A 26,056-nucleotide genomic window follows, 5' to 3' on the forward strand; every position below is an offset into this window, starting at 1 on the left:
ATGATGTCTGAAGATGTTTATGTTTCTTGGGTGAATAGGCTTAGTGCTTTTGGTAATGATCCAAATACTTCTCTTAGTGGTTTGCCAGAAATCACTGTTGAGATGTTTCCTTCTTCAACATTTCAGCGATTGATGAAACATATTGAGCGCGCGGAAAACAAGATTATGGAACGTTGGCGTTCTGAATTGACAAGAGATTTAGAACATGTAACTGATTTGCATGAGTTGTCGAATGTTATACTTCATTCTCGGAAACTATTATCTAGAAGAATATATCTTGATAGCTGTCCGACATTACCTCAGGAAGTTCGTTCGGTACTTATGAAAAATGCAACAGAAGATATAAATAATCTTCAGAAGCAGCTAGAAAAAGAAGTTACTGAAAACAAGAATTCTTGGGCTGTAAATTCACATGATCAGCTTCTTGAAATAGTCAGAACTTCGCCACTTAATGCCGTTCTTAATGAAAATTATCAGAATAATAATGAAATTATGAATGTAATCGATCAGGCTGAACAGCGTGCTCAACAGTCAAATATGCGTGAAAAAGAAGCTAACAAAACTAATACGGGTTTGAAAGCTTTCTTTGGTCGATTATTTGGTAATTCAAGGTAGGTAATATGCCAAATTATGTCGGTACAAGGAATATAGTTGAGCAATTTTTGAAAGCTAGAGTTCCTTTAATCGTTATTAACTCAGTAGAACCAAGCCGTGTAACTGGGTTACTTAGTGATATTGCAAGGGAATTGCGTTCTCTGCCATTTTTTGAATTTTCTGCAACAGAAGGTTTGGTTGACTTGCTGTCTAGAAAGCAAATGTCTGACGATTATTCGTTGGTTGGAGCTTTAGATACAGCAAAGCAAACATTTAAAACTCGTCAAAATGTTAATTATATTTTCAGTGATCTTGACGGTATTGAAAGTGATACAACAACCGCTCGCCATTTTGCTCAAATGGTTCGACTTGCAGAACCTCATCAGGGTTCAATGATTTTAATTGTTGACAAGCCTGTTTGGAGTGGGTTATCTCGTTTGGGTATGACTACTTCGTTGGATTTGCCAGATATTGACGAATTGTATGATGTTTTGTCGGAAACTATAGATGCTAATCGCGGTCCTAATGTTCGTATTGACTGGGATCATGATGAAATTCGTAGAGCTGCAGAAATCTTGCTTGGTGTTACTGAAGCAGAAGCAGTTAATGTTCTTGCAACTTTGATTGCTAAAGGAACTATTACCAATGATGATATTCCTGAATTATCTAAATTCAAGGATCGTATTTTTGGTAATATGACTGGAATAGAGCGAATTAAGTTACGTGAAGATTATCAAGTTGGTGGTCTTTCTAACCTTAAAGCTTGGCTTAATAAGCGTGAAGCTCTTATTAAATCCGATTTAACTAATTCTCCGCTGCATCCTCCTAAAGGCGTTTTGCTATGCGGTGTTCCAGGTTGTGGTAAATCGCTTTCAGCTAAAGCAATAGCGCATGAATGGAAACTTCCGTTGTACAGACTTGATATGGGATCTGTTCTTGGAATGTATGTTGGTGAATCTGAGTCTAATCTTCGTGAAGCGTTAGCTGCAGCGGATCGAGTAGCTCCATGTGTGCTGTGGATTGACGAGATTGAAAAAGGTCTTTCAGGTTCAAATGGCGACAGTGGCGGCGGAGTTGCAAAAAGGCTTGTTGGTCAATTCTTGTTCTGGTTGCAAGAATCTACTTCTAAAGTTTTTCTTGTTGCAACAGCTAATGATGTTTCATCTTTGCCTCCAGAGTTACTTCGTAAAGGTCGTTTTGACGAAATATTCTTTGTTGATTTGCCAACTCCGCAAGAGCGCGAAGAAATTCTTAGACTTTGCTTCACAAAGTATGCAAAAGTATGCCCGAATCCTTCGCTTATTAACGAATTGGTAGAGCTTTCTGATGGTTTTGCTGGTTCTGATATTGATGCAGTTGTGCACGATATAGCTTCAGATATGTTTGCTAATCATTCGCTTGCTTTGCCAAATGAAAGCTACATAATTGACGTTTTCAGGAATGTAGTGCCGTTCTCTAAGTCTAATCCTGAGGAGATCGCATATATTCGTGAATGGGGTAATAATCGCGCAGTACCTGCAGGTCAAAAGTGTCAAGATGTTCAACAGCCGACTCTTAGTACTGGACGAAGAGTGATTATGTGATTGGTTATGTAAGTTTGATTATTTAAGCTTGCATAACAAAATAAAACGATTATGTGATTGGTTATTTTTGTTATTTTATTGCAAATTTAACTAATCACACATCGTAACGCCAATTCTTGTCTGTAATTACGCGAGCTACAGCAAGTCCTATTGGCAAGCACACTATTACCATAAAGGCGCGGAAAGTCCAATTTAGAGCTGGCAAAGTGTTAAATTGACCAAGGTAAAACATTGCGCGATACATATATAAGCCTGGAACCATAATCACTATTGAAGGCACAGTTAGACTTATTCGAGGATATCCTAAGTATTGAGGTGCCCATCCGTGACGCACAATAGACCTCCAAGTAGAAGCAAGAAGCCCTGCAAGAAGCGCTCCTGTAAATGCTGCTATTTCTGCGCTAACACCGAAATCAACCATAGTAAGACGAAGTGTATCTGTAATTGCGCCTATAACTCCAGCAACAACACACATTCTCTGTGGTGAATTAAATAGCACGGAGAAGCCCCACACGCCAGCAAATGCTGTAATCATGCGTAAGATGCCATTTAGCCAAGGGTTTAAGCCTAAAGGAGTGAATCCTTGCGGATTTAACTGTACTAGGCTTGCGACCATCCAGCCTGCTAAAGTTCCCATCAAAATTATTGCAAGCGTATAAGAAAGACGTTGTATTCCAGATGGAAAATCTATTTTTGCAATATCTAAACCGCCTGTAATCAGTGGAAAACCAGGAATTACGAATAATACTGAACCTATATACGCTGTATTATGCAAAGGTGCAGTAGGATCAAATAATCCTATAAGTTGAAGTGAAGCAATACATGATAATGCGCCAACTGCTACAGCTATGAATGTCACAACGAATTGATTTAGATGATGCATAAACATTCGTCTACGAACCCAGTGTCCTATTCCAGCTCCAATAAATGCGCCTATCATATCGTAAATTCCGCCTCCAAGTAGGAATGCGAATGATGCGCATGCTGTAGCTGAAGCAAGTCCTGCAAACCAAGGTTTATAAAGAGGTTTGCGGTTTTTAATTAGGTCAAGTTTATCGTGAACTTCTCGAACTGTGAGAGGTTTATGTTTTTTATTAGAAAGATCTTGTGAATTTTCTAAATGCTCAAAATGTTCCTCATAAGTGTTCTCAGGTTTTAATGCAAAGATTCCGCGAGGTTTTTCTTCCGATATTGCTTTCTCTATTGCTTCATCTTCAGCGCGTTTAGTAGCGTTTATTTCAGATTTTTTAGCAGTGTTAATAATTGCATTTTCGTCATCTGAAACTTGCAAAGTATCGACTAGTTCTTTTGAAACAGATGCTTTTGAGTGATATAAGGAATCGTTTCCGAGTTTTACATTAAACCAGTCTGCAAAATGTTCAAGAAGCCAAATTCGTTCTGTATTTACTCCAGTTGTTGGTAAGTCAACTACCTCTGTTATTCGTGAATGTTTATCAGTGCATGTGGCTTCAATATCTGTGAGGTTTACGTCTGCTCTTACGCTTACACCCATAGGTTCGCCAACGCTATGCATAAGTTCTCTAACTCTGTAGCTTCCAGTTCCTGCACCTAAACCAAGAGAGCCGACTCGAATAATAATGCTAGATTTTGCGGCTATTCCAGCTTCGCAAACAGGTTTATCCCAATCGCGTTCAACATCTTCCATATCCAGAGGGATAGCATGAGTGAAAAATCTACCAGAAGGTTTTCCAACAACGTGTCCATTAGGAAGAATTTCCTGCTTGCTTTTGTTGCTGTTAATGTAACTTTCTCTATCGATAAAAATATTATCGTTTTCGTCGTTTTCGCTATTTTCTTCGCTATAGTCGCTACTGTCAGTTGGTGTGTTATTCTCTGCTATACTCACAATTTTTTAGTATACGCACCCCTGTTGCCTAGTTGTTTTATTTAGTTTGGAAGATGTTTTTTGTTTATAAATGAATATTTGTTGTTACGTCCTGTGGTAGTTTCAAAATTAACGTGGTATCTCGCTGTATCAAAGGCTGTGGGCTTGCAACTTCTAACCCAATAACCGCGGAGGAGCCGCGGAAGTTAGATGACCAAGCAACCTTAAAACAGCGCAAGGAGGTCTGATGACAGCTCATAATCAACAGGTAACTCCAGCGGACGCCACTATTGTGACGTCTGGTTTAGGACGAAAAGGTCCTGAGGAGCGTGAACTTCCAGCATCGCTTCAGCAAGACATGGATTTGTGCTTGCATATTCTTCGCGATGTTTTGGGCGAATTTGATGAAAAATTATTAGTAGTATTTGATGAAGTGCGTTTGAATGCAGTTGAAGCTAGTGCAGCTCATTTTGCTCAAATGGTAGATGCTCAAGAAACTGCTGATGATGGATTAAGTAAAGCTGTTGAGAAAATCAATGGCATGGATTTGACTGATACGCAGCTTTTAGCTCGTGCATTCGCTACTTATTTCCATTTAGCAAATCTTTGTGAGGAAAATTACCGAGTTTCAGTATTGCATCAGCGTGAGTGTGATGTTGCTGATTCTAATCCGGTAGATCCAGTAAATGAGCTGACTTGTGCATATCACAAGTTGTTGACCGAAATGAGCCCTGCTGAAGCTAAGGAATTGTTGGTAAAACTTGAATTCCATCCCGTTTTTACAGCTCATCCAACAGAAGCTCGCCGTAAAGCTGTTGCTGGCAAAATTCGCAGAATTTCCAAACTTTTAAGTGAACATCATCGTTTAGGTGGATCAGATAAACGAGAAAATTATCGCCGTCTTTATAATGAGATTGATGCGCTACTTCGTACTTCCCCTATAGCTTTGAAAAAGCCAACGCCGGTTGAAGAAGCAGATACAATTCTTGAGATTTTTGATGCAACTTTATTTGATACTATTCCACTTGTTTATCGTAGATTTGACGATTGGCTGCTTGGTAAAAAAGCTGGTTTAGTTCCTCCGCGTTGTCCTGCATTCTTCCATCCAGGTAGTTGGATTGGATCTGATCGCGATGGAAATCCAAATGTTACAGCTAAAGTAAGTCGTCAAGTTGCGCGTAAGTTTAGTGATCACGTTTTGGCAGCTTTAGAAGAGCGCACACGTGAAGTTGGCAAATGTCTAACGATGGAAACTCGCACAACTCCGCCAAGCGTTGAGTTGCTAGAGCTTTGGAATCGTCAGCGCGAAATGAGTGAGCAGCTTACAGAGAGCGCGTCTGATGTATCTAATAGCGAACCTCATCGTGCTGTAATGCTAGTAATGGCAGATCGTTTGAATAGAACTATTCGAAGAGATACTGATTTAATGTATCATTCTTGCGAAGATTTTATTGAAGATTTGCATATAGTTCAGCGTTCTCTTGCACAAGCAGGTGATGCACGTGCTGCTTATGGACCGTTGCAGGATTTGATTTGGCAGGCTCAAACATTTGGATTCCATATGGTGGAAATGGAATTCCGTCAGCATTCTCTTGTGCATTCTCGCGCTCTAGAAGATATTCGTGAGCACGGTTTGCATGGCGAGAGAGGTCCGTTGCAGCCGATGACGCGTGAGGTTCTTGATACTTTCCGCGCTTTGGGAGCAATTCAGAAACGTAACGGTATGCGTGCTGCTCGCCGATATATTATTTCATTTGCAAAATCAGCTCAACATGTTCGTGATGTATTTGAGTTGAACCGTCTTGCGTTTGCTCATCCTCAGGATGCTCCGACTATTGACGTGATTCCATTATTTGAACAACTTGAAGATTTGCAAAATTCTGTGAATGTTCTTGAAGAAATTATTAAGATTCCTGAGGTTCAAGCTAGATTAAAGGCAACCGGTCGCAAGATGGAGGTTATGCTTGGATACTCTGATTCTTCTAAGGATGCTGGACCTACTTCTGCAACTCTTGCATTGCATAGCGCTCAAGAGAGAATTGCTCAGTGGGCTAAGAAGCACGATATTGATTTGACTTTGTTCCATGGCCGTGGCGGTGCTGTTGGTCGTGGTGGCGGTCCTGCTAACCGTGCTGTGCTTGCGCAGCCTGTTGGTTCTGTAAATTGCCGATTTAAGCTTACTGAGCAAGGAGAGGTTATTTTTGCTCGTTACGGTAATCCTATTTTAGCAATTCGCCATGTTGAGTCTGTTGCAGCTGCAACATTGTTGCAGTCTTCGCCAAGCGTTGAGAAGACTAATACAGATATGACTCATAAGTATGCGAATATGGCTCAAAAGCTTGATGTTGCAGCTCATGAAAGATTCCTTGATTTGCTGCAGACTTCAGATTTTGCGCCGTGGTTCTCAACTGTCACTCCTTTGAGTGAAATTGGCTTATTGCCTATAGGTTCGCGTCCTGCAAAACGTGGTTTGGGTGCGAAATCTTTGGATGATTTGCGAACAATCCCGTGGGTCTTCTCTTGGGCTCAAGCTCGAATCAACTTGGCTGCTTGGTATGGATTAGGTACAGCATGTGAAAAGTTTGGCGATTTACAAACATTACGCACAGCATATGAAGAGTGGCCGTTATTTAGTACTTTTATTGACAATATTGAGATGTCTTTAGCTAAAACAGATGAGCGTATTGCTCGTATGTATTTAAGCTTGGGAGATCGTGAAGATTTGAGCAATAAAGTGCTTTCAGAAATGCAATTGACTCGTAAGTGGGTTTTGCAAATTGTTGATGATAAGTGGCCTTTGCAACATCGACACGTGCTCGGTCAAGCAATTCGTGTGCGCTCGCCTTATGTGGATGTTTTGTCTGTAATTCAGTCGCTTGCATTGCATAAGTTGCGCAATAAAGTTGATAAAGAAGAGCTGAGTCAAAGTCAGCAAGCTGAGTTCATCTACCTTATTTTGTGCACTGTTTCCGGTGTGGCTGCCGGTTTGCAAAATACTGGATGATTTCACTATTTGTTTAGTAAAGAAAGCCTTCACATTGCTATTTGCTTAGCTTGTGAAGGTTTTCTTATATTTGGTTTGTTGCTGTTTATATTTTTGGGGAATAACCCATATTTTTGTTTGTCGCTGTTTGTTGCTGTTTATCGTAACTTTTTGTGTAATCGCCTTGTTGTAGTGAATTTGTAGTCTTGTTGTAGTGAATTTCAACGTCTTAATATCTTTTGTGAAAAGCATTTGTGAATATACAATGTTGTTGGTAATGAAAGCTTGTTTTGATTTACGTTTTAGAGGTGATTATGCAAGATAGTTTTATTGAGCAAAATAATTTGATTGAGCAAAATTCTGTGTTAAAAACATCAATATTGACTTCACTTCTCGAAGGTAATCGCAGATTTGCGGAAGGTAAATCGCTACATTCTGGCGTGGATATCGAAACTCGCAAATCACTTCTTAGTGGTCAAAATCCTAATGTTGTTGTGCTTTCTTGTGCTGATTCTAGAGTTGCTCCTGAATTTATTTTTGATGCTGGTTTAGGAGATATATTTTCTGTTCGAAGTGCTGGCGAAGTTGTTGATGATGCAGTTTTAGCTTCTTTGGAATATGCTGTGAGTGATTTGCACGTTAAATTGCTTGTTGTGCTAGGTCATGAGAATTGCGGTGCTGTAAAAGCTGTTTTGCCAGAAGTTTCTAAGATTATTAAAGATATTGATGAAGATGATGTATACGAAGCTATTGAATCTTCAAAATCAATATTATTGCGCGCTTTAGGCCCTGCTGTAGTTTCTGGAATTGAGGATTCTTTGGAAACTGATGATATTGAGCGTATTCACGTTAGTAATGTACTTATGAGTATTTGTGATAAATCTGAAGTTATTCGTGAAGCTATGAATAGTGAGAAGCTCATGATTGTTGGAGCTAGATATCGAATGAGTGACGGATTAGTTGAAATATTATCTTGCTGATATTGAAAATATTATTTTATTTACTGAGATTTAAGAATATTTTCATGTTCAGTCTGGTTTGTTAGTTCAATCTGGTTTGTTGGCTTGGTTTAGTCTGGTTCATCGGTTTAGTTTAGTTTAGTTTAGTTCGTTGGCTTATTAGTTTATTTGTGAAAATGGTTTAGACATGAAACAGGATATGCAAAAAACAAGTTCTGCGCATTATTTATATGTGATTCTTGGCGTACCTATAATAGCCATACTTATTGCAATTGCGCCTGCTTTACAAGCTAGATTTACGGGATTTGCAATAAACACTACAATTCGCGCAATAGCAGGTTTACTTTTGCAAGCTGTTCCTTTTACGCTTATTGGAGTATTGGTTTCTGCAGCAGTTGAAACTTTCGTTACGACTCAATTTATAGAAAAGCATATGCCTAAATCTACTTCAGACGGATTTTTGGTAGCGATTATAGCAGGATTTTGCATGCCTGTTTGCGATTGTGTTATTGTGCCGACTTTTTCTAGATTGGTTGCTAAAAAGCTGCCTTTGCCTGCTGCTGTAACGTTTTTATGTGCTGTGCCTGTTGTGAACCCTGTATCTGTTTTAGCTACTTGGTACGCTTTTTCTGACGCTCCAGCTGTTGTTGTTATTCGAGTTGCATTGGGGATTGTTGTCGCTCTACTTGTTGGAATGAGTTTTGTAATATTCCCGTATAAAGGCACAATTCTTAAACAGCGTATACTGGGTGATAAAAGTACTTTATGTGTTTGTAAAGATTCAGATTCTTCAAATAGTTGTTGTTCTCGCGATGGGTCTTGTTGTTCTCGCGATGAGTCTTCTATGCAAAATTCATTTGGGTCGAAATTATTAGCATATGCTAATCATATTTATGAAGATTTTGTTCATTTAATGCCAATAATTTTATTTGGTTCAATTATTGCATCAATAATACGAGCTTGGTTAGGTAATGATCCAGCATCCCATATAAATACAACTGTTGCGCTTATATCTATACCTGCAATGATGTTAATTGCTTATGCAAGTTCTTTGTGTTCAAGTTCCGATGCTGTAATTGCAAGAAGTTTAGCTGCATCTTTGCCAATATCTTCAGTCCTAGCTTTTCTGCTTTTTGGACCTATGCTAGATGTTAAAAATACACTTATGCTTATTAGTGATTGTAAAGGTAAATTTGTTTTACGTTTTACTTTAACTGTTGTTTTGTTGTGCTTAGTTGCATCTTTGCTTGTTCATTTTGCTTGGGGAGGTGTGCTATGAATCGGATGAATCGTGCGAATCGTGCGAATTGGATGAATCGGACGAGTTGTATGAATCGTGCGAATCGGATTTTAGTAATTAGCATAAGTTTTCTTAAATTTTTCAATCTGAATCTAGAAACTTTAGAAAAGGTGAGTGAAAGATGAGTAAAATCACGCAGAATTCGTCTTTGCGCAATCCTTTGTTTTCTAGGATTGTGCTTTGTTTGTCTTTGTCTTTTCTTTCTGTATCAATAGCTTGGTCTGCTTTTAGTGGAAGTTATACTTTTCTTACAACGCCTCGCGTTTTTCCGTATTTAATAATTGCGTCAATAATGCTTATTTTGTTGGCTTTTTGTGCGCTTTTCAACGTTTGTAAAGTATCTTCACGTGAGTCTTTTCGTATATTAGTTGCAATATGCATCCCTGCTTTACTTATTGTGATTCCTTTGCAAAATCATGATTATGCAAATTTTGGATTCGATAAATATGCCGGCGGAAGAGCTATAGCAATTAAGGATTTTCAAGGATATAAAAATTTTAGAGGTCTTGATCAAGCTAGTCGCACTATTTCTGTTTCTAATGATGATTTTGGAACTTGGTATGACGAAATCGATCACAATGTGAATCGTTATAAGGGATATAAAATAATAGTTAATGGATTCGTAAGTAAATCTAGATCTCTTGGCTCTAACCAATTTTATGTTGCTCGTCATTTTATGTCTTGCTGTATTTTAGATATGTCACCATTTGGGTTTGTTGGAGAGATTTCTTCTTCTAGCAAGAATGATTTTTCGTTAGTTAAAGAACATCAATGGATTCATGTTATTGCACATATTGATGTTGGAAACGTTGGTAATGATAATAATCGGCGTTCGGGTGTGATTTTGCGAATTGACAAAATATCTGAAGCTGCTCCTCCTAGCGGATATTTTTACAGGCAGTAAAGCATGGGCAGTAAATCGGCATAAAGGATTAAAAATGTTGAGGGTGTTATTGTAGTGAATCTAGAAGCAAAATAAGTGAAAATTAAAGATAAAATATAAAATTTACTTATTTGAAAATCGATTTTTATTGTATATGTGTTGATATCGTAGCGAAGTTCACTAATATAACAAGTATGGCGCTGGCTTTTAACGTTTTGCTTATTGTAATTTTTTTGTTATGCGGTTCTATTTTTGCTGCTACTGAATTAGCTCTTGTAAGTTTGAGAGCTTCACAAATTGATCGCATGGAGTTGCAAGATGCGCGTGGAGCGCGTGTGGCGCGAATTGCGAGAGATCCTAATACTTTTCTTTCAACATTGCAAATTGGCGTAACTCTTTCAGGTTTTCTTTCTGCTTCTTTTGGTGAATCTGCAATCGCTCCATATATTGTTCCTCAAGTCAAATCATGGGGTGTGCCAGCTCATATTGCATCTCCTTTAACAACGATAGTTTTAACATTGGTAATATCTTATTTTTCGATTGTTATTTCGGAGCTTGTTCCTAAAAGAATTGCAATGCAAAGATCTGAGCAAATCGCTAGAGCTGTGGTTCCTGCTGTAGATATTGTTTCTATGATTTGCAGACCTTTGATTTGGCTTATAGCAAAGAATACCAATGGTTTAGTGCGACTTTTAGGATTTGATCCAAATGAGAAAGAAAGCGAAGTTTCTGACGAAGAATTGCGTGTACTCGTAAATTCCAATAAACGCTTAAGTCAAGATGAGAGAACTATTCTCGATGATGTTTTTGATGCTTCAGAAACGATTGTAGCTGAAGTTATGCGTCCTCGTGCTGATGTTGAGTTCTTAGAGGGTTCACTAAGCCTTAAAGATGCTGCTGATAAGATTCGTGAGCTTCCTTATTCTCGTTATCCTGTTACTGGAAAAGATTTTGATGATGTTATTGGCTTTGTGCATGTGCGTGATTTGTTGGATGTTAAGGATCCTAATGCAAAAACAGTTGCAGATGTAACAAGGGAGGGTATTAGTCTTCCTGGAACTTCAAAATTATTACCTAGTTTGTCGTTGTTGCGTAAGCGCGGAATACATTTAGCTGTAGTGATTGATGAATATGGTGGAACTGATGGAATTGTTACTTTAGAAGATATGACAGAGGAGTTAGTTGGTGATATTCGTGATGAATACGATTTGCCGACTGAAACGAATCAAGGTCATGATAATAAGGTAACTGCTTTTGTGAACGGTGTTGCCACTATTGATGGTGGTATGACTATTGAAGATTTTGCAGATATAACCGGCATTGAGCTTGAAGATGGTCCTTATGAAACTGTAGCTGGATATTTTTTGGCTCATACTGGTGCGATGGGCAAAGTTGGCGCTGTTTTGCATGATGCTGACGGTTACGATATGACTGTTACTGAGGTTGATGGAAGGCGTATTGCTACTCTTGAAGTACGCCGTAGAGCTCAGCCTGAGTCTTAGCTGTAAAATAAAGATGTTATAGCAAAGGTTTATTAACAACGGCTATTATATATTACGAAGGTTGTATTAACGAAGGTTATGGAGGATAAAATGACTTTGTTACATATAGTTCCAGGTCTTGATGAAGATGCTAGTGAGAAAGCTATAGAGATTTTGCAAAATCGCTTAAGCCATGAGCAAGAGGCTGCGTTAGTGTTGAAACATGCTCATTGGAATGTGACTGGGGCTGATTTTATTGCAGTTCATGAAATGCTTGATCCGCAAGTTGATGAGGTTTTGAATCAAGCTGATGAAACTGCTGAGCGCATTGCGACTTTAGGCGGTTCCCCACTTGGACGCGCTGATGACGTTATTTCTTCTCGTACATGGAAGCGCTTTGCTTTGACTGGTCGTAAGTCTACTAAGGAATATTTGCAAGCTTTAATTGATTATTATAGCGATATGATTTCAGATGATCGTAAGGCTATTTATGAGCTTGATGAATTAGATTTTGTTAGCTCAAACATTATTCAGGATCACGTTCAGCAGCTTGAGAAATTCCAATGGTTTATGCGTAGTCATCTTGAATAATCTGAATAATCGATTGCGACACGCCAGCGCACCAGCTTTGACTATTTAATTTGACTTTTTTCTTTCCTGTGCTAATCTATCTATTTGTATGTTTTCGACATACGTTGGGCCCGTAGCTCAGGTGGTTAGAGCGCATCCCTGATAAGGATGAGGTCGGAGGTTCAAGTCCTCCCGGGCCCACGATAGAATGTTTAGCGTTCTTTCAAATGGGGCTATGGCGCAGCTGGTAGCGCATCTGCTTTGCAAGCAGAGGGTCAGGAGTTCGAGTCTCCTTAGCTCCACAAACAGGGTTTCTAGCCAATCGCTAGAAGCCCTTTTTTCATGCCGAAAACCCTTGAAATATCAACGTTTTTGGGAAATAACCCCCAAATAGTCCCCTCAATTACTCGTTTTTGGTTGTAGACTTATATCGCTTTATATGAGAATGTTTCTCATCAAGGGCTTTTGTTATAATGACAAAACAACTTTTAAAACTGAAAATAATATTAAATAATAATTAAATAATATTAAATAATAATTAAATAATAATTAAATAATATTAAATAATTAAATAAACATAAGTATCTTTACGCCGTGTATTGATAGTGAGTTTAAATCTTCTGGTTTAAGTTATTGCTCATTTTGGATGATTTTTTTGATCGTGTCTTGAGCTTGGCTGTCAATGGGTTAACAAGGCGTGAAATCGTGTTGACAACGTTTTACGTAGTTGACTTGATCAGCGTAAGGAAAGTGTATGCGTAAACTTTTAGCGTATTTCAATCGTCTACCTCAATTAACAGTAGTTGTAGTACTATTTCCAATAATTTTTGCTTCATATTCATTAGATCTTCGTATATTTTCAGGATTCTGGATTGAGATAAATCATATTATTCATAATGCATTTCTTCTTGTGAATATTGATTTCTACTTAAATATGAATCCAACTATTGGGCAAATTATTATAGTTTTCTTAGTTTTATATACGTGTGCCGTGTCTTTAATTAGCATGTTTAATGATTTGTGTAATGGAACTTTGGGTATCGATTTACTCGCATTCGTAGCGCTACTTTCTACTCTTATAATTGGCGAATTTTGGGCAAGCTATTTAATAGTTGTGATGGTGTGGACGGGAGCTGGCATTGAAGATTTCGCTAATATGAAAGCGCAAAAGAATCTAGAACTTTTAGTCAGTGCTGCTCCTAAAAAAGCTCACTTAATGACTTTATTAGGTATTGAGCATGAGTTTAATCGAGTTCACAAATCGAGCCAGTCGTGTGAGTCCTATGAGCCTCCGTGTTTAGTTGATAATAAATGTAAGCCTGAATCATGCAAATTATGCAATTGTGATGAGTTTAGGAAAGTAAATTCTGTTAAGTCGCATAATTGTAGCTCTTGCCCATTTTTGCAAAGTGTTCAAGATTCTTCTAAATTACAGCGTTATACTACAGTCCCTGTTGAGGATGTGCGTGTTGGTAATGTGATTATTGTACTTCCTGGAGAAACTGTTCCAGTTGACGGTGAATTGTTAAGTGGTTCTGCTGTTGTAGACACAAGCGCTATCAATGGTGAATCTGTGCCTCGTGAATTGTATGCAGGTGCAAAAGTGTTATCTGGATGCGTTAATGGTGGCGTTGTACTTATTATGCGCGTTACTAAATTATCTTCGCAATCTCAATATCAAAAAATTATGACTTTAGTAGAGTCAGCAAGATCTTCTAAAGCCGCAGTTGTGAGATTTGCAGATATGCTTTCAGTGCCGTTTACTGTAGTTTCTTTTGTGATTGCAGGTGTGGCTTGGGCGTTTTCTGGTGAAGCTCTTAGATTTGCGCAAGTTTTAGTATTAGCAACTCCGTGTCCATTGCTTATTGCTGTTCCAGTTGCGTTAATGGCTGGTACTGGTCGCGCGGCGAAAATAGGAATTGTTGTTAAAAGTCAGGATGTGCTTGAGCAATTAAGCCGTGTTACAGATGTTTTCTTCGATAAAACTGGTACTTTAACAAAAAAGACACCTCAAGTGATTCGCGTTGATGTAGTTAATAAATCATACGATAAAAATCGCATTGTTATGTTAGCTGGAGTGCTTGAAACGTATTCTCAGCATATTTTAGCTGGCGGAATTGCAAAAGCAGGGTCTTTGCTATGGGAAAAATCTCATCCTACTCAAAATCCTGAACTACCTAGTATACGTGAGTATCCTGTAGTTCATAGCGTTAAAGAAACAGCAGGAATGGGTATTCAAGGTGTTGTAGATGAGATCTTTGTAAGAGTAGGGCGTAAAAAGTATGTAATAGATAATTCTGATTTCAATTCTGGTTTTGATATGCAGAATTCTTCTGAATCGCATGATTCTTCTGAATCGCAAAAGTGCTCTGTACAAAACAGTTCAGGTGAACAAAACAATTCTTTCGATCAAATAGTTGATTTTAGTGCGCTCGCTTCAGATGAAATGTCTACTTATGTTTCTTTTGATGGCGTTCTTGTAGGTAGAATTGTTTTGAAAGATGTTCCTAGAGATAATGCTAAGGCAACTGTTGAAACTTTACGCAAACTAGGCGTGAAATCTATTTCAATGCTTACTGGAGATGGTATTAAATCCGCATTATCTATAGCAAATAGCGTAGGTATTGATTGCGTACATGCGAGCTTGCTTCCTGAAGATAAATTGTCATATGTAAAACAGCATAATATGAAATCTGATTTAATTGAAACTCGGAAGTCATCTACAAAGTTCTCTTTGTTCTCTTTGTTCTCTTTGTTATTTTCTAAATTACTTCCAGATTTCTCTTCTAAATTACTTACGGGATATAATTCTAAGAAATCTTCTTCTATTACGATGATGGTTGGAGATGGAGTGAACGATGCTCCAGTGTTGGCTGCTGCAGATATTGGTGTAGCTATAACAGATGGAACAGATACAGCGGCTTCTGAATGTGCTCAAGTAGTTATTATGAATAATGATATTTTTGCAGTATCGAATGCTGTTGGAATCGCAAAACGTACTAAGCGTATTATGATCCAATCTGTTTTTATTGGTATTGGATTGGCAATAATTAGTATGCTTTTTGCTGCATTTGGATTTATTCCTGCTGTAATTGGAGCAATGATGCAAGAAATTATTGATGTAATTTCTATTATGTGGGCATTGACAGCATTGCGTTCTTCGTGACAATATTCAGCTGTGGCTTTTATTAAACGAGTGAAAAGCCTGTTGCCATAGCGCTCTTAAATTATTATGTGAGTGTTATGAAAGAAAACGGAATAACCGTAGGGGATATTTATGTTGAAAATTGATAATGAGAGTGTTTCACATGAAACGTCTGAATTACGAATTGCTGTAATAGGCGCAGGGCCTGCTGGAGTATATTCTTCGGATATATTTTTGCGTCAATTAGCGAAACGAAGTGACGAATTAGGCTTGTGTGATAGTGCTAGAATCGACCTCTTTGAAAAATTGCCAGTTCCGTTTGGATTGGTGCGCTATGGTGTTGCTCCGGATCATCCAAGTATTAAATTTATTGCAGACGCTTTAGAAAAAACTCTTGATAATCCAAATATTCATTTATATGCGAATGTTGAATTTGGTAAAGATATAAATCTTGAAGAGATTCTTCAATACTATGATGCAGTACTTTTTGCTACTGGTGCAATAGCGGATCGCCCACTTAAAGATGTTCCTGGTGCTGATTTAGACGGTGTAAAAGGTGCAGCAAAATTTGTTGAATGGTATGACGGGTATCCAAATAGTGATCGGCAATGGCATCTTAACGCTAAAGAAGTTGCTGTTATTGGTGGCGGTAATGTAGCTATGGATATTGCTCGTGAATTATTACGTAATCCCGATTATTTGCGTAATAATACAGATATTCCAGACTATGTGTACGAGGGCTTGAAGCAGAATCAAATACAAACTTTGCACTTATTTGTTCGTAGAGGGGTTGCACAAGCAAAATTCTCAGTGCAAGAATTACGTGAGATGGAAAAATTGCCTGGCGTGCAAATCGTTATAGACGAAGATGATTTTGATCTTGATGAAGAAACTATAGAAGTTGCTGGTTCAGACAAAATTACTCGCCAAATGGTTGAAGAATTATTCGCTATACGAGATATGGCTGAAGACATGGAAGATGGGGGGAATGTTGATTTTGAAGGCAATCCTGCAAATCTTCGTTATGTTATTCATTTCAACTGCGCTCCTGTAGAGATTCTCGGTGAAGATGGACGAGTGTCTGCGATTCGTATTGAACGCACTGTTACAAGTGCAGATGGGAAAATGACTCGTACAGGCGAATTCGAGGAATATCCAGTTCAAGCTGTGTACCATGCGATTGGGTATCTTCCTTCTCAAATTTCTGGAATTGCTTATGATTTTGAGCGTACAGTTCTAGCTAATAATGAGGGACGTATATTAACTTCTGCGCTTGATGGAGATGTGCGCAATCGCCTATACGTTACAGGTTGGGCTAAGCGTGGTCCTGTTGGATTGATTGGTTCTACAAAATCTGATGCCCTTCTTATTGTGAACCACATGCTTGAGGATTTATCTAAAGCTGGGAATTGTGGCTGCATTGCGCTTAATCGTGACTCTAAAGCTATAGATAAATTGTTGGAAGAAAAAGGCGTTAAACCGATTGATTATTCTGGGTGGAAGCGTGTTGATGCTTATGAGCGTGAGATTGGATCTAAAGAAAATAGGACTCGTAAGAAAGTAGTTTCTGCTGAAGATCTATGCGCTATTGCTTTAGGAGAATAATAAATTTCAGATTTTCTTTAAGTAATACTCAGTTTGCATTCAGTAAAATTCCAGACATTCTAATTATCATGATAACTATGTTTGGCAGCGAAAGTGCAAAATATTGCAACAGTATGAGGACAGCATTACTTTTTGCAGTAATGTGGATTCCTTTAGTGCTGCTATGGCTTGTTTTGGGAGCGAAATTAAGCTTATTGATTTGGTTCGTGATTATTGGGATTGTTATTAACGCAATATCGTATTGGTTTGCAGACAAGCTTGTAATTAGTGTTATTAAAGCTCGTGAAGTAACAGAGGAAGAAGAGCCTGTACTTTATGGAATTGTGCGGGAAATCTCTGCTAGATTAGAAAAACCGATGCCAAAGATTTATGTTGCTCAGTATGCGAGCCCTAATTCTTTTGCAACTGGTCGTAGTGAGCGTCATGCTTGCTTATGTTGCACGCGTGGTCTTCTAAACATATTGAATGAGCGAGAGTTACGTAGTGTAGTTTCTCATGAATTGATGCATGTATATAATCATGATATTTTCACTGCTGCTCTCGCTTCTCTTATGGCTGCTGCCGTATCTTATTTTGGATATTGGCTCATGTATTTTGGTGAGAAATATTTTCAAAAATATAAGAATAACGAGATTGAATCTAAATCAAAATTACAAAATCTTCTTAAGATTTGCGTTTTTAGCGTAGTTACTTTTATTGGTAAAGGATTGAGTTTTGTATTTGGGCCAATCGGTGCGTTATTCGTTAAGTTAGCTTTATCTAGTGATCGTGAATTTAGTGCAGATAAATATGCAAGTAATGTTACTAAAGATCCTGCTGCTCTAGCGTCAGCGCTAAATAAGATTTCTTATGGTGCTCAATTGCATAAAATGGAGCTTATTGCAGGCGTGCGTATAGTTTCTGCTCTTATGATTGTTGATCCGTATGAAAAGCATTCTACGTTGTTTTCTAGATTATTCTCGATTCACCCACCTGTTGATGATCGCATTGAAAAATTGATGCATATAGCTAATGAGGTTCGCGTGCGAGCGAAGGTAAATATTATTATTCCAAATAAAAAAAGTGTTGTAACAGTAAGCGGCGCATGATATTGTTAAGTGGTTTGCTTAAGTTAAAACTTGGATTAAGATTTGTAATACTAGTTTTTGCTGTTTTACTGTTTTGCTGTTTTTGCTTAAGTTAAAACTTGCGGACATAGTTCATCGGTAGAATGGAAGCTTCCCAAGCTTCAGAGGCGGGTTCGATTCCCGTTGTCCGCTCCATTAAGAAACGTTGATATACCAACGTTTTTGGCTTGTTTTTATGGCTCAAAAATACGCTAAATGTGCAAATAATGTGCTTATTTTATTGATGTAATGTTATTAGCAACCTAATGTGCTTATCAACGCAAAAATAATTTATCGTTAATGTACTAAATAATGTACTCAATAGCATGCTGGTAGCGTTCGATAGTGTGGAAAATAACGTGGAAAATTCTTTGGAAAATAGCCCTGATTTAATACAGCCCTGATTCGATACAACCCTGATTCGTTATAACGCAAAAATATTGTGTTATAACAAAATATTAGATTAGCTAAATAATGAAAGCGCCAACTTGCTTAAAAACTTATTGTTCAAGCGAGTCGGCGCTTATTTATTAGGAGATTAAATTGTAAGTTTTTATCTATTAAAATGTGCGAACATTATAGAAATTATTTAGTTCTTTCATATAACGTCCTGTTCCAGAAATATCACCTCTTGTTCCAATTGTGAATCCTGGGAATCTGTTCATGCGCGATTCAAAGTAGCTACGAGATCCATGTCCTTCGTATGAACGACCTATGCTAATAGCTCCTGCAAAATTGCCAACAGAACGTATTACTCTATCGTTATCAACTTTGTAGTGAACTGCATAACCTTCTTGAGTTAGACGATTTCCAGTTTTTGCAACTTCACGAAGCCAGCGGTTGAAAATATTTCCCCAAATTTGTGGAGCGTTGAAAGTGTAAATCTTTCTAATCCAAGGATATCCCTTGCCTTTAGCGCGAATTAAAGCGCGTTGTGCCAAATATCCGCCGAGAGAATGACCTGTAATGTACAAGTTGCTAACAGTGTTTTCGCGTCCATAGCGTTCCATTAGATTCTCAACATCGCGAGCTTGATCCGGATTGTGCCCAACAGCTATTGCAAAGTCATCGTCATAATCATTGAATTGCGAAGTTCCGCGAATTGCGAGAACTTGGACTGTTCCTTGTTCAAGGAATGGATAAGGGTTTATATTTTCAAACAATACGGCATCAAATCCGCCCCTATAATGGTATGTTTCCTTGACTTTCCAGAATGGAGCTATTTCATTGTGAATCAGACGATACTCGTTGCGATTTCTATAAACATCGTGAAGTGGTCTTGTGTAATCAAGAACTTTTTTAATGTAATCATCGTTTCTGTAAGAAAGCTCAGAAAATAGCGTCATATCTCGAGCGCTAATATCCCATCGTAACGGATTCTTGTCTTCGTTATCTGGGATACCATCTCCATCCGTATCGTTAATTTTTGGATGAGAATTGTATCCGTAATAAGTTTTGCAATTTTTTGTGTAAGTATAAATTTCTTGACTGTTAGTTAAACCATCGCCATCCAAATCTTCATTAGGATTAAGAGGTTTTTTATGGAATAACGACATATCAATTGCGCCTGGCGTTTCAAGGCGAATAGTTCCATCTGAAATTTCTTTAGCTGTTTCCACTGTAAGAGGAGTGTGTGTACTCTCAGAAGATCCGCTTCGTGTATAAGCCATTGCTGGGGAAGTGAAGCTCAGCATGCTAAATACAAGGCACAGGCAAGTGAAAAAGCCTGCAAGTCTAATGTACTTTTTCATGATAACTCCTATTTTGTTTGCATGATTTTTACATTTATAAAATTGCCAGCTGTATTCAGTTATTTGTATGATATTCAGTTATTCTTTGGATAGATTCTTTTCAAACGCGCGTTGAGAAATCGACTTTGAGAACACGCTTTTTATTAAGAATGAATCTTAATTTTTTAAATCTTAATTGTTGCATTGCTGCAACTGACAATTACTATTCTACACTGTTATTTTGTTTAAAAATACAATAATGCGTATAAAAGGAAAATTTATTGAATATGAATAAAATAAACTGTTTTTTGTTTAATAGTTAAACTCTCACATTTTTGAGATTTGTTATAACTATTAGCTTTTGGATTTTTTATTCATTTGCCATCCCAATTATTGTTTTTTATATTTGTCTGGTTTGTCTGGTTTTTCTGGTTTTTCTAGTGTTTTATATCGTTTTATATCGTTTTATATCGTTTTTATGTTCCTCTAGTTTTATCTAGCTTCGTTCATGTTTGTCTAGTTTTTGTATAGTTTTCTCTAGTCTTATCTAGCTTTATATAGCTTTGTCTACTTTATATAGCTTTGTCTACTTTTATCTAATTTCGCCTAGTTCTCTTTTTCGTTCCAAATCTTTTTGTGTTTTTAATAGTTTCAATCGTAATATGCAAAGATACTATAAGCGTAAAGATTAATATAATTGTCAAAATATTATTTCCAGTCTTCGCTAGAGTATCATTTACAGAGTTTTGGCGCTTATTTTCAGAATATTCAAAAGAGTTGCTTTGCTTAACTAGTACGTTATTCCACGCTACTTGTTTTCCGTTTTCATCTATTAACACAATTGTGTGATTTCCAACATATTCTTCAGGAATTGAAGCTTTGAAGGTTGGCTTACTGTTTTCATGGTAGTAAACAGTCACATATGCTGTTCCAGTTGGACTGTATAACAATCTAGGATCTGAATAAATATACGCGTACGCTTTTAATACCTTTTCGCGCTTAAGTTTTTGCATAAATTCAGATGTAGTATTTAAATACAGTGTGATTTCATTATTTTTACCAGCGTAAACGATGTTATTTTCGCCGGCTTTAAGCGTATTTGCGAGTTCGCGATTAAGATCTGCAGAGCTTATTGGAGCAGAAGGCGTTTTTGTTGATTTTTTGTGTTCTTCGCTCTGATGCTCTTGATCGTTGTGTTCAGAAGTATCGTTGTGTTCAGCAGGTTGTTCGTGATTTTGTGAATTTTGCTTTGGCGTTACTGGGTTCTCTTGTTCTGGAGTGGATGGAACAGTCGGGTTTGGTTGAGGTTGAGGTTTTGGATCAGGTTCAGGATGCGCAGGTTCAGGAATTTCTGGCTGTGGAGTTGGAACTGGAACAGGTTCAGGCTTCGGCACTGGAGTAGGGTTTGGCTCTGGTGAAGGCGCTGGATCGGGTTGTGGAGCAGGTTGTGGAGAAGGTGCAGGAACTACAGGAGTAGGAACAGGCTTAGGTGAAGGAGTAGGATTTTCTGGCTTTTTCTTTATTGGAGTTGATGGAGTAAGCTCTGTCCAAGCAATGATCTTTTTTGCAGGTTGCAATACTTCTGCTTTTATAGTTTTAACAACATGAGCGTTAAGTTTAACTCTTCTTTTTGACCCATTTTTGAACGTTATTTCTACAGTAAACGTTGTAATGCCAATATTTTCAGTTTTTGGCTGTTCAATAACTGAAACTTTGCTTTCGTCTGGCAAAGTGCTCAAATATGGAGTGAAATCAAAATTGCTAGGAATAGATGAGTCTTTCTCAATCTTTATTTCCTTGTTTTCTATAGCAGTAACAGTTGGAATTTGCATAATATCAGCTAATCGCTTATGCACAGTTATAGGAACTATAAGAATTTTAAACTTGTTATTGGCAAATGTGAGTAATATTTTACCTTGATATTTCCCGCTTTTAGAAGTATCAATTTTATCTGTAATATCTGTAATAGTAGATCCTTGCGGTATGTCTGATGCATTAAGAAGATAATCTGTTACTTTTGGTAAAGTATCGTTTTCAAAAATGTCTATGTTCTTAATTTTAGGCTCGAAAGATTGTTCGTCAGTTTTAATAACTGGTTCATTAACTAATCCATCTAAAGCTGTTATTTTTCTTCCAATGCCGCTTATATCTTTGCGCTCGCCAACTGTGAATCCTTCGAAATCATTCATTCTAGGCTCAAAGTAACTGCGAGATCCGTGACCTTCTCCAGATCTTCCTACGCTTATTGCGCCTTTGAAGTTTCCTATTGGTCCTATTACTTTATCATTATCAACCTTGTAATGAACAGCATAACCTTCTTCTGTTAATTTATCTCCAAAATCAGATGTTTCCCAAAGCCATTTGTTGAATAGATTTCCTTTAATCTTTGGAGCGTTAAAAGTATAGGCCTTAATTTTAAAGGAAGCGCCACTACTTTTAGCTCGAATTAAAGCTCTTTGCGCTAAATATCCGCCTAAAGAATGACCAGTAACGTAAAGATTGCTTACAGTGTTATTTTGACGATAGGTATCAATTAGTTTATCTATATCAGCAGCTTGACCTGGGTTTGAGCCAGTTCCAAGCAATACATCATTCCATATGTCAGATTTGCTTTCAGTTCCGCGTATTGCAAGAACTTGCACGCCGTTTTGCTCAATAAATGGATATGCAGGATTTACATTTTCAAATAATATTGCATCAAATCCGCTTCCAAAGTGGTATGTTTCTTTGACTTTCCAGAATGGCGCAAGCTCGTTATGCATGAGCTTATATTCGTTGCGGTTCTTGTGAATCTTAGTTAGTGGTTTTGAATAGTCAAGTACTTTTTTGACGTAATCGTCTTTTCTATACACGAGTTCCATAAACAGTGCCATATCGCGAGGGCTAATATCCCATCTACGCGGATTTGTGTCTGTTTTGTCATCAATGCCATCGCCATCGCTATCTTTTATAAGTGGATGCGAATTGTATCCGTAATATGTGCGTCCGTTTTTAACGTATGTATAAAGTTCTTCACTGTTCTTAAGTCCATCGCCATCGCTATCTACATTTGGATCTAGCTCGGGCTTGTGATATAGCAATGAGTCAATCTGATTATTTTCTAAGCGAATTCTGCCAGTAGAAATGTCGTGTGCAGTTTTGGCTGTAAGAGGAGTGTGTGCGTTTTGTGTTTCAGATGCATATGCTGCGTTTGTATATTTTGGTAATCCAGTGAATGCAGAAATAATCAATCCAAAAGTTATTGCAATTGTGCTTGCGTAGCGTATTGTGTTCGCGAGTTTTCTCATCTTCTTGTTATCCCTTTTATTCTTTTATTTTTTAATTTTTTTTTAATTATTCTTTAATTATTCTTTTTATTTTTATTCTTTTGGAATTGATTTGAGAATAGATTTTCTCGTTTTTCTTTTTGCATACATTAAATATTTAGTACAAGTTATGAATTTTAGCAGATTGTTTAGCGTATAGTAAATAGCCTAGTAAGTATGCTAAATAGCTTAATAAATATATTCAGTTAGTATCTTAGTAAATTTGAAAGTAAAACTTAATAATTTTTTAAAATTATCTCTTTTGTTTCATTTTTTATTGCGATTATGCGAAATAAGTTCATTCTAAAAGATTTATCCAAATTTTATAGATGAATATTTTTTAGCTGTTGTTAAAGTCCTTATTTTGGTGTATTTTTAATTGTAAAGAAAGTAAACAAAATGGTGAAATAAATATAATTTGCTTTCTTTGCATAATTTGTATTATTGCTTTATAACGCTTTAGGTGTTTTTGTACGACGAATGTACAAAAGGAGTACGAAGACTGTACCCGTGCAATATGTGCGAGTTGTATGCGCAAGTGGATATGTGCAGATTTGTGTCTGCGCTTTAAGGAGGCAACGATGGCTGAAGTAATTATTGTGCGTAATCAAGATGAAGCAGGCGAATTATATGCTAAAAGCGTGGTTTCGCTTATTGAGCGCAAACCAGATGCTGTGCTTGGTTTAGCGACTGGATCAAGTCCATTAAAAGCTTATGAGCATTTAGCTAGTCTTGTTAAAGAAAAAAATGTTGACGTAAGTCACGTTCGCGGTTTTGCTTTAGATGAATATATTGGTTTGCCTCTTGAACATGAGCAGTCGTATCACAGTACAATCCGTAGAACTGTTACTGATTTAATTGGTTTGAATCCAGATTTAGTTCACGTTCCAGGAGATGTGTTGCAAGGTGCTCCATTGAGTGAAGGAGAAAAGATTGCGCGCGCAGGAGCTGAGTATGATGCTGCTATTAAGGCTGCTGGCGGTATTGATGTGCAAATTCTCGGTATAGGTTCAGACGGTCATGTTGGATTTAATGAGCCAGGTTCTTCTTTAGCTTCTAATACTCGTGTTAAGACTTTGACTCAACAAACTCGTATTGATAATTGTCGTTTCTTTGAAGGTGATATTACTAAAGTGCCTACTCATTGCATTACTCAAGGTATTGGCACTATTCTTCGTGCTCGTCATCTTGTACTTCTCGCTTTTGGTGAGAATAAGGCGGATGCTGTTGCTGCAACTGTTGAGGGTGCTGTTAGCTCGTTGTGTCCTGCTTCCGCACTTCAGCTACATCCTCACGCAACTGTGATTGTTGATGAAGCAGCAGCAAGCCGCCTGAAATTATCTGATTATTATCGTTTTGTGTATGCAAATAAGCCTTCTTGGCAAGGTATCTGATAATAATCGAATAAGTTAATAAGTGATAGATGAATAATAGGTGATAGGTAAATAATAAGTGATAGATAAAAAATAGGTGATAGGTGAGTAAAAGGTGATAGGTGAGTGAAATGTCAAGAAATACTTATGCTGAAGTTGCACAGAAGATTGATGATTTATTCGCATCGCGTGAAAGTCGCACATATATAATAAAGAATGCTACTCGCGTGGATGCTCGCGGTATCGCACACAATGCGTGGATTGTCGTCGTAGATGGTGTAATTCAGCAAACAGGCTTTCGAGATACGGATCTCACCTCTTTTATCTCCTCTAGCGGGCTAGAAAACAAAGTTGGTTCTACAAAATCTGTTTCTGTTATTGATGCAAATGGGGATTTTCTTGCTCCTGGTTATATTGATCTTCATTCGCATGGTGCTTGGGAGAGTTCGTTTGACGATGGAGTTGACGGTATTCGTATTGCGCGTGCTTATCATCTAATTCATGGCACTACTAGACAAGTGTTGAGTTTGATCACAAATCCTTTAAATGTTATGCGCGAGAATTTGCGCGTTGTGAAAAATATTATGGATGATCGTCCGGATGTGCTTGGTTCTCATCTAGAAGGTCCATTTTTAGCGCTTTCTCGTAAAGGTGCTCACGATCCTAAATGTCTTGTAGACCCTACTCCTGAGCGTGTAGAAGCTTTGTTGGAAGCTGCAGATGGATCTTTGCGCCAAATAACTTTAGCTCCTGAACGTGAGCATGGTATTGAGGCAATTAGGCGATTTGCTGAAGCTGGAGTTATTCCTGCGCTAGGGCATTGTGACGCTGATTATGATTTAGCTCGTGCTGCGTTTAATAATGGTTCTACTTTGATGACGCATGTATTTAATGCAATGAATGGGATACATCATCGCAATCCTGGTCCAATTCCTGCTGCTTTGGAAGATTCCAGAGTGACTATAGAGCTTATTAACGATGGTTTCCATGTTGAGAATCCTGTACTAAGAATGATTTGGAATTCTGGCAAACATCGCATTGCTTTAGTTACAGATTCTATGGCTGCTACTGGTTGTGCTGATGGGTCTTATAAATTAGGTGCTTTAGACGTGACAGTAAAAGATGGTCACGCTCGATTAGTGTCTAATGGTGCTATTGCAGGTTCTACTCTTATATTAGAGGTTTCTGTGATGCGTGCTGTTAAAGAGCTTGGATTTGGTTTGCCTGAGGCGATTGAAGCAGCAACACTTGTTCCAGCGCATGCTTTAGGTATTGATAAACCTAACGACATAACAGGTGCGCCATTGGGAATGATTGAGAGAGGATACGCTGCAGATATGCTCTTGCTTAATTCTGGTGATTTAACAGTTAAACACGTTTGGTGCGATGGTTATAAGATTTCCTAGTTGATTGGTTATCGGGGGCGAGGTGTGTCGTGGCAGTCGCCCCCGAATGTGTGCTGTGGGGTGGGTGTTTTTTGGGTTGATGGGCTGGCTGGTTGGGCGTCTTAGAGTTGATTAGATAGTTTTTGTTAATAGTTTTAGTTTGGTTATTGTTTTTTTCTTGGTCTTGTTTCTTGTTTTTGCTTGTTTG

The 26,056-nt window shown here is 37.8% G+C and carries 16 protein-coding genes and 3 tRNA genes; 16 read left to right on the forward strand and 3 right to left on the reverse strand.

All coding sequences use genetic code 11. The features are described 5' to 3' along the window. Nucleotides 1-3: 3 nt before the first annotated feature. Both HMPREF3230_RS03845 and HMPREF3230_RS03850 read left to right on the forward strand, forming a co-directional pair. Nucleotides 4-615, forward strand: a complete 612-nt coding sequence (locus HMPREF3230_RS03845; protein WP_075523637.1) for a hypothetical protein — start codon at nucleotides 4-6, stop codon at nucleotides 613-615. A gap of 5 nt (nucleotides 616-620) precedes the next feature. Then, nucleotides 621-2,177 (forward strand): AAA family ATPase, encoded by a 1,557-nt coding sequence (locus tag HMPREF3230_RS03850; RefSeq protein ID WP_075523638.1) that lies wholly within the window; start codon nucleotides 621-623, stop codon nucleotides 2,175-2,177. A gap of 94 nt (nucleotides 2,178-2,271) precedes the next feature. Here HMPREF3230_RS03850 and HMPREF3230_RS03855 read toward each other — a convergent pair whose 3' ends face one another. Continuing rightward, nucleotides 2,272-4,044, reverse strand: coding sequence for a threonine/serine exporter family protein (locus HMPREF3230_RS03855; RefSeq protein WP_075523639.1), 1,773 nt, complete (start codon nucleotides 4,042-4,044; stop codon nucleotides 2,272-2,274). A gap of 226 nt (nucleotides 4,045-4,270) precedes the next feature. Here HMPREF3230_RS03855 and HMPREF3230_RS03860 point away from each other — a divergent pair, with 226 nt between their 5' ends. From HMPREF3230_RS03860 to HMPREF3230_RS03915, 12 genes are all read left to right on the forward strand, one after another. Continuing rightward, nucleotides 4,271-7,027, forward strand: a complete 2,757-nt coding sequence (locus HMPREF3230_RS03860) for a phosphoenolpyruvate carboxylase (protein WP_075523640.1) — start codon at nucleotides 4,271-4,273, stop codon at nucleotides 7,025-7,027. Between the two features lie 293 nt (nucleotides 7,028-7,320). Then, nucleotides 7,321-7,986 (forward strand): carbonic anhydrase, encoded by a 666-nt coding sequence (locus tag HMPREF3230_RS03865; RefSeq protein ID WP_075523641.1) that lies wholly within the window; start codon nucleotides 7,321-7,323, stop codon nucleotides 7,984-7,986. Between the two features lie 166 nt (nucleotides 7,987-8,152). After that, complete coding sequence (locus HMPREF3230_RS03870; protein ID WP_075523642.1) at nucleotides 8,153-9,244, forward strand: permease; 1,092 nt, start codon at nucleotides 8,153-8,155, stop codon at nucleotides 9,242-9,244. Between the two features lie 142 nt (nucleotides 9,245-9,386). Further along, entirely contained in the window at nucleotides 9,387-10,169 is a 783-nt protein-coding gene (locus HMPREF3230_RS03875) for a TIGR03943 family putative permease subunit (RefSeq protein ID WP_075523643.1), read from the forward strand. Between the two features lie 173 nt (nucleotides 10,170-10,342). Then, nucleotides 10,343-11,650: a hemolysin family protein gene (locus tag HMPREF3230_RS03880; RefSeq protein WP_075523644.1), complete on the forward strand. Its 1,308-nt coding sequence runs from the start codon at nucleotides 10,343-10,345 to the stop codon at nucleotides 11,648-11,650. Between the two features lie 90 nt (nucleotides 11,651-11,740). Further along, nucleotides 11,741-12,220, forward strand: a complete 480-nt coding sequence (locus HMPREF3230_RS03885) for a Dps family protein (RefSeq protein ID WP_075523645.1) — start codon at nucleotides 11,741-11,743, stop codon at nucleotides 12,218-12,220. Between the two features lie 106 nt (nucleotides 12,221-12,326). Beyond that, nucleotides 12,327-12,400: transfer RNA gene (locus HMPREF3230_RS03890), tRNA-Ile, on the forward strand. A gap of 28 nt (nucleotides 12,401-12,428) precedes the next feature. Then, a tRNA-Ala gene (locus HMPREF3230_RS03895) sits at nucleotides 12,429-12,501 on the forward strand. 452 nt (nucleotides 12,502-12,953) lie between these two features. Then, complete coding sequence (locus HMPREF3230_RS03900; RefSeq protein ID WP_075523646.1) at nucleotides 12,954-15,365, forward strand: HAD-IC family P-type ATPase; 2,412 nt, start codon at nucleotides 12,954-12,956, stop codon at nucleotides 15,363-15,365. A gap of 111 nt (nucleotides 15,366-15,476) precedes the next feature. Continuing rightward, on the forward strand, nucleotides 15,477-16,949 hold the full coding sequence (locus HMPREF3230_RS03905; protein ID WP_075523647.1) for an FAD-dependent oxidoreductase: 1,473 nt from the start codon (nucleotides 15,477-15,479) through the stop codon (nucleotides 16,947-16,949). Between the two features lie 113 nt (nucleotides 16,950-17,062). Continuing rightward, nucleotides 17,063-18,037 (forward strand): M48 family metalloprotease, encoded by a 975-nt coding sequence (locus HMPREF3230_RS03910; RefSeq protein WP_230955917.1) that lies wholly within the window; start codon nucleotides 17,063-17,065, stop codon nucleotides 18,035-18,037. A 100-nt stretch (nucleotides 18,038-18,137) separates the two neighbouring features. After that, nucleotides 18,138-18,211, forward strand: a tRNA-Gly gene (locus tag HMPREF3230_RS03915). A gap of 404 nt (nucleotides 18,212-18,615) precedes the next feature. Here HMPREF3230_RS03915 and HMPREF3230_RS03920 read toward each other — a convergent pair. After that, nucleotides 18,616-19,806: a lipase family protein gene (locus HMPREF3230_RS03920; RefSeq protein WP_075523649.1), complete on the reverse strand. Its 1,191-nt coding sequence runs from the start codon at nucleotides 19,804-19,806 to the stop codon at nucleotides 18,616-18,618. 575 nt (nucleotides 19,807-20,381) lie between these two features. After that, nucleotides 20,382-23,072 carry a Rib/alpha-like domain-containing protein gene (locus tag HMPREF3230_RS06670; protein ID WP_075523650.1) on the reverse strand — a complete coding sequence of 897 codons (2,691 nt, stop codon included), beginning with the start codon at nucleotides 23,070-23,072 and terminating at the stop codon, nucleotides 20,382-20,384. Between the two features lie 599 nt (nucleotides 23,073-23,671). Here HMPREF3230_RS06670 and nagB point away from each other — a divergent pair. Both nagB and nagA read left to right on the forward strand, forming a co-directional pair. Continuing rightward, nucleotides 23,672-24,484 carry a glucosamine-6-phosphate deaminase gene (gene nagB, locus HMPREF3230_RS03930; RefSeq protein ID WP_075523651.1) on the forward strand — a complete coding sequence of 271 codons (813 nt, stop codon included), beginning with the start codon at nucleotides 23,672-23,674 and terminating at the stop codon, nucleotides 24,482-24,484. A gap of 110 nt (nucleotides 24,485-24,594) precedes the next feature. Beyond that, on the forward strand, nucleotides 24,595-25,869 hold the full coding sequence (gene nagA / locus HMPREF3230_RS03935) for an N-acetylglucosamine-6-phosphate deacetylase (RefSeq protein WP_075523652.1): 1,275 nt from the start codon (nucleotides 24,595-24,597) through the stop codon (nucleotides 25,867-25,869). Nucleotides 25,870-26,056: the final 187 nt, after the last annotated feature.

It is taken from the genome of Gardnerella vaginalis, assembly GCF_001563665.1.
GTDB lineage: Bacteria > Actinomycetota > Actinomycetes > Actinomycetales > Bifidobacteriaceae > Bifidobacterium > Bifidobacterium vaginale_A.

Bases quoted from the DNA above. Each gene is read 5' to 3' on its own strand.
- HMPREF3230_RS03870 (WP_075523642.1), top strand. From the start codon at position 8,153: ATGAAACAGGATATGCAAAAAACAAGTTCTGCGCATTATTTATATGTG.
- HMPREF3230_RS06670 (WP_075523650.1), bottom strand. From the start codon at position 23,072: ATGAGAAAACTCGCGAACACAATACGCTACGCAAGCACAATTGCAATA.
- HMPREF3230_RS03875 (WP_075523643.1), top strand. From the start codon at position 9,387: ATGAGTAAAATCACGCAGAATTCGTCTTTGCGCAATCCTTTGTTTTCT.
- HMPREF3230_RS03860 (WP_075523640.1), top strand. From the start codon at position 4,271: ATGACAGCTCATAATCAACAGGTAACTCCAGCGGACGCCACTATTGTG.
- HMPREF3230_RS03905 (WP_075523647.1), top strand. From the start codon at position 15,477: ATGTTGAAAATTGATAATGAGAGTGTTTCACATGAAACGTCTGAATTA.
- HMPREF3230_RS03850 (WP_075523638.1), top strand. From the start codon at position 621: ATGCCAAATTATGTCGGTACAAGGAATATAGTTGAGCAATTTTTGAAA.
- HMPREF3230_RS03880 (WP_075523644.1), top strand. From the start codon at position 10,343: ATGGCGCTGGCTTTTAACGTTTTGCTTATTGTAATTTTTTTGTTATGC.
- HMPREF3230_RS03910 (WP_230955917.1), top strand. From the start codon at position 17,063: ATGAGGACAGCATTACTTTTTGCAGTAATGTGGATTCCTTTAGTGCTG.
- nagB (WP_075523651.1), top strand. From the start codon at position 23,672: ATGGCTGAAGTAATTATTGTGCGTAATCAAGATGAAGCAGGCGAATTA.
- HMPREF3230_RS03900 (WP_075523646.1), top strand. From the start codon at position 12,954: ATGCGTAAACTTTTAGCGTATTTCAATCGTCTACCTCAATTAACAGTA.
- nagA (WP_075523652.1), top strand. From the start codon at position 24,595: ATGTCAAGAAATACTTATGCTGAAGTTGCACAGAAGATTGATGATTTA.
- HMPREF3230_RS03865 (WP_075523641.1), top strand. From the start codon at position 7,321: ATGCAAGATAGTTTTATTGAGCAAAATAATTTGATTGAGCAAAATTCT.
- HMPREF3230_RS03885 (WP_075523645.1), top strand. From the start codon at position 11,741: ATGACTTTGTTACATATAGTTCCAGGTCTTGATGAAGATGCTAGTGAG.
- HMPREF3230_RS03845 (WP_075523637.1), top strand. From the start codon at position 4: ATGTCTGAAGATGTTTATGTTTCTTGGGTGAATAGGCTTAGTGCTTTT.
- HMPREF3230_RS03920 (WP_075523649.1), bottom strand. From the start codon at position 19,806: ATGAAAAAGTACATTAGACTTGCAGGCTTTTTCACTTGCCTGTGCCTT.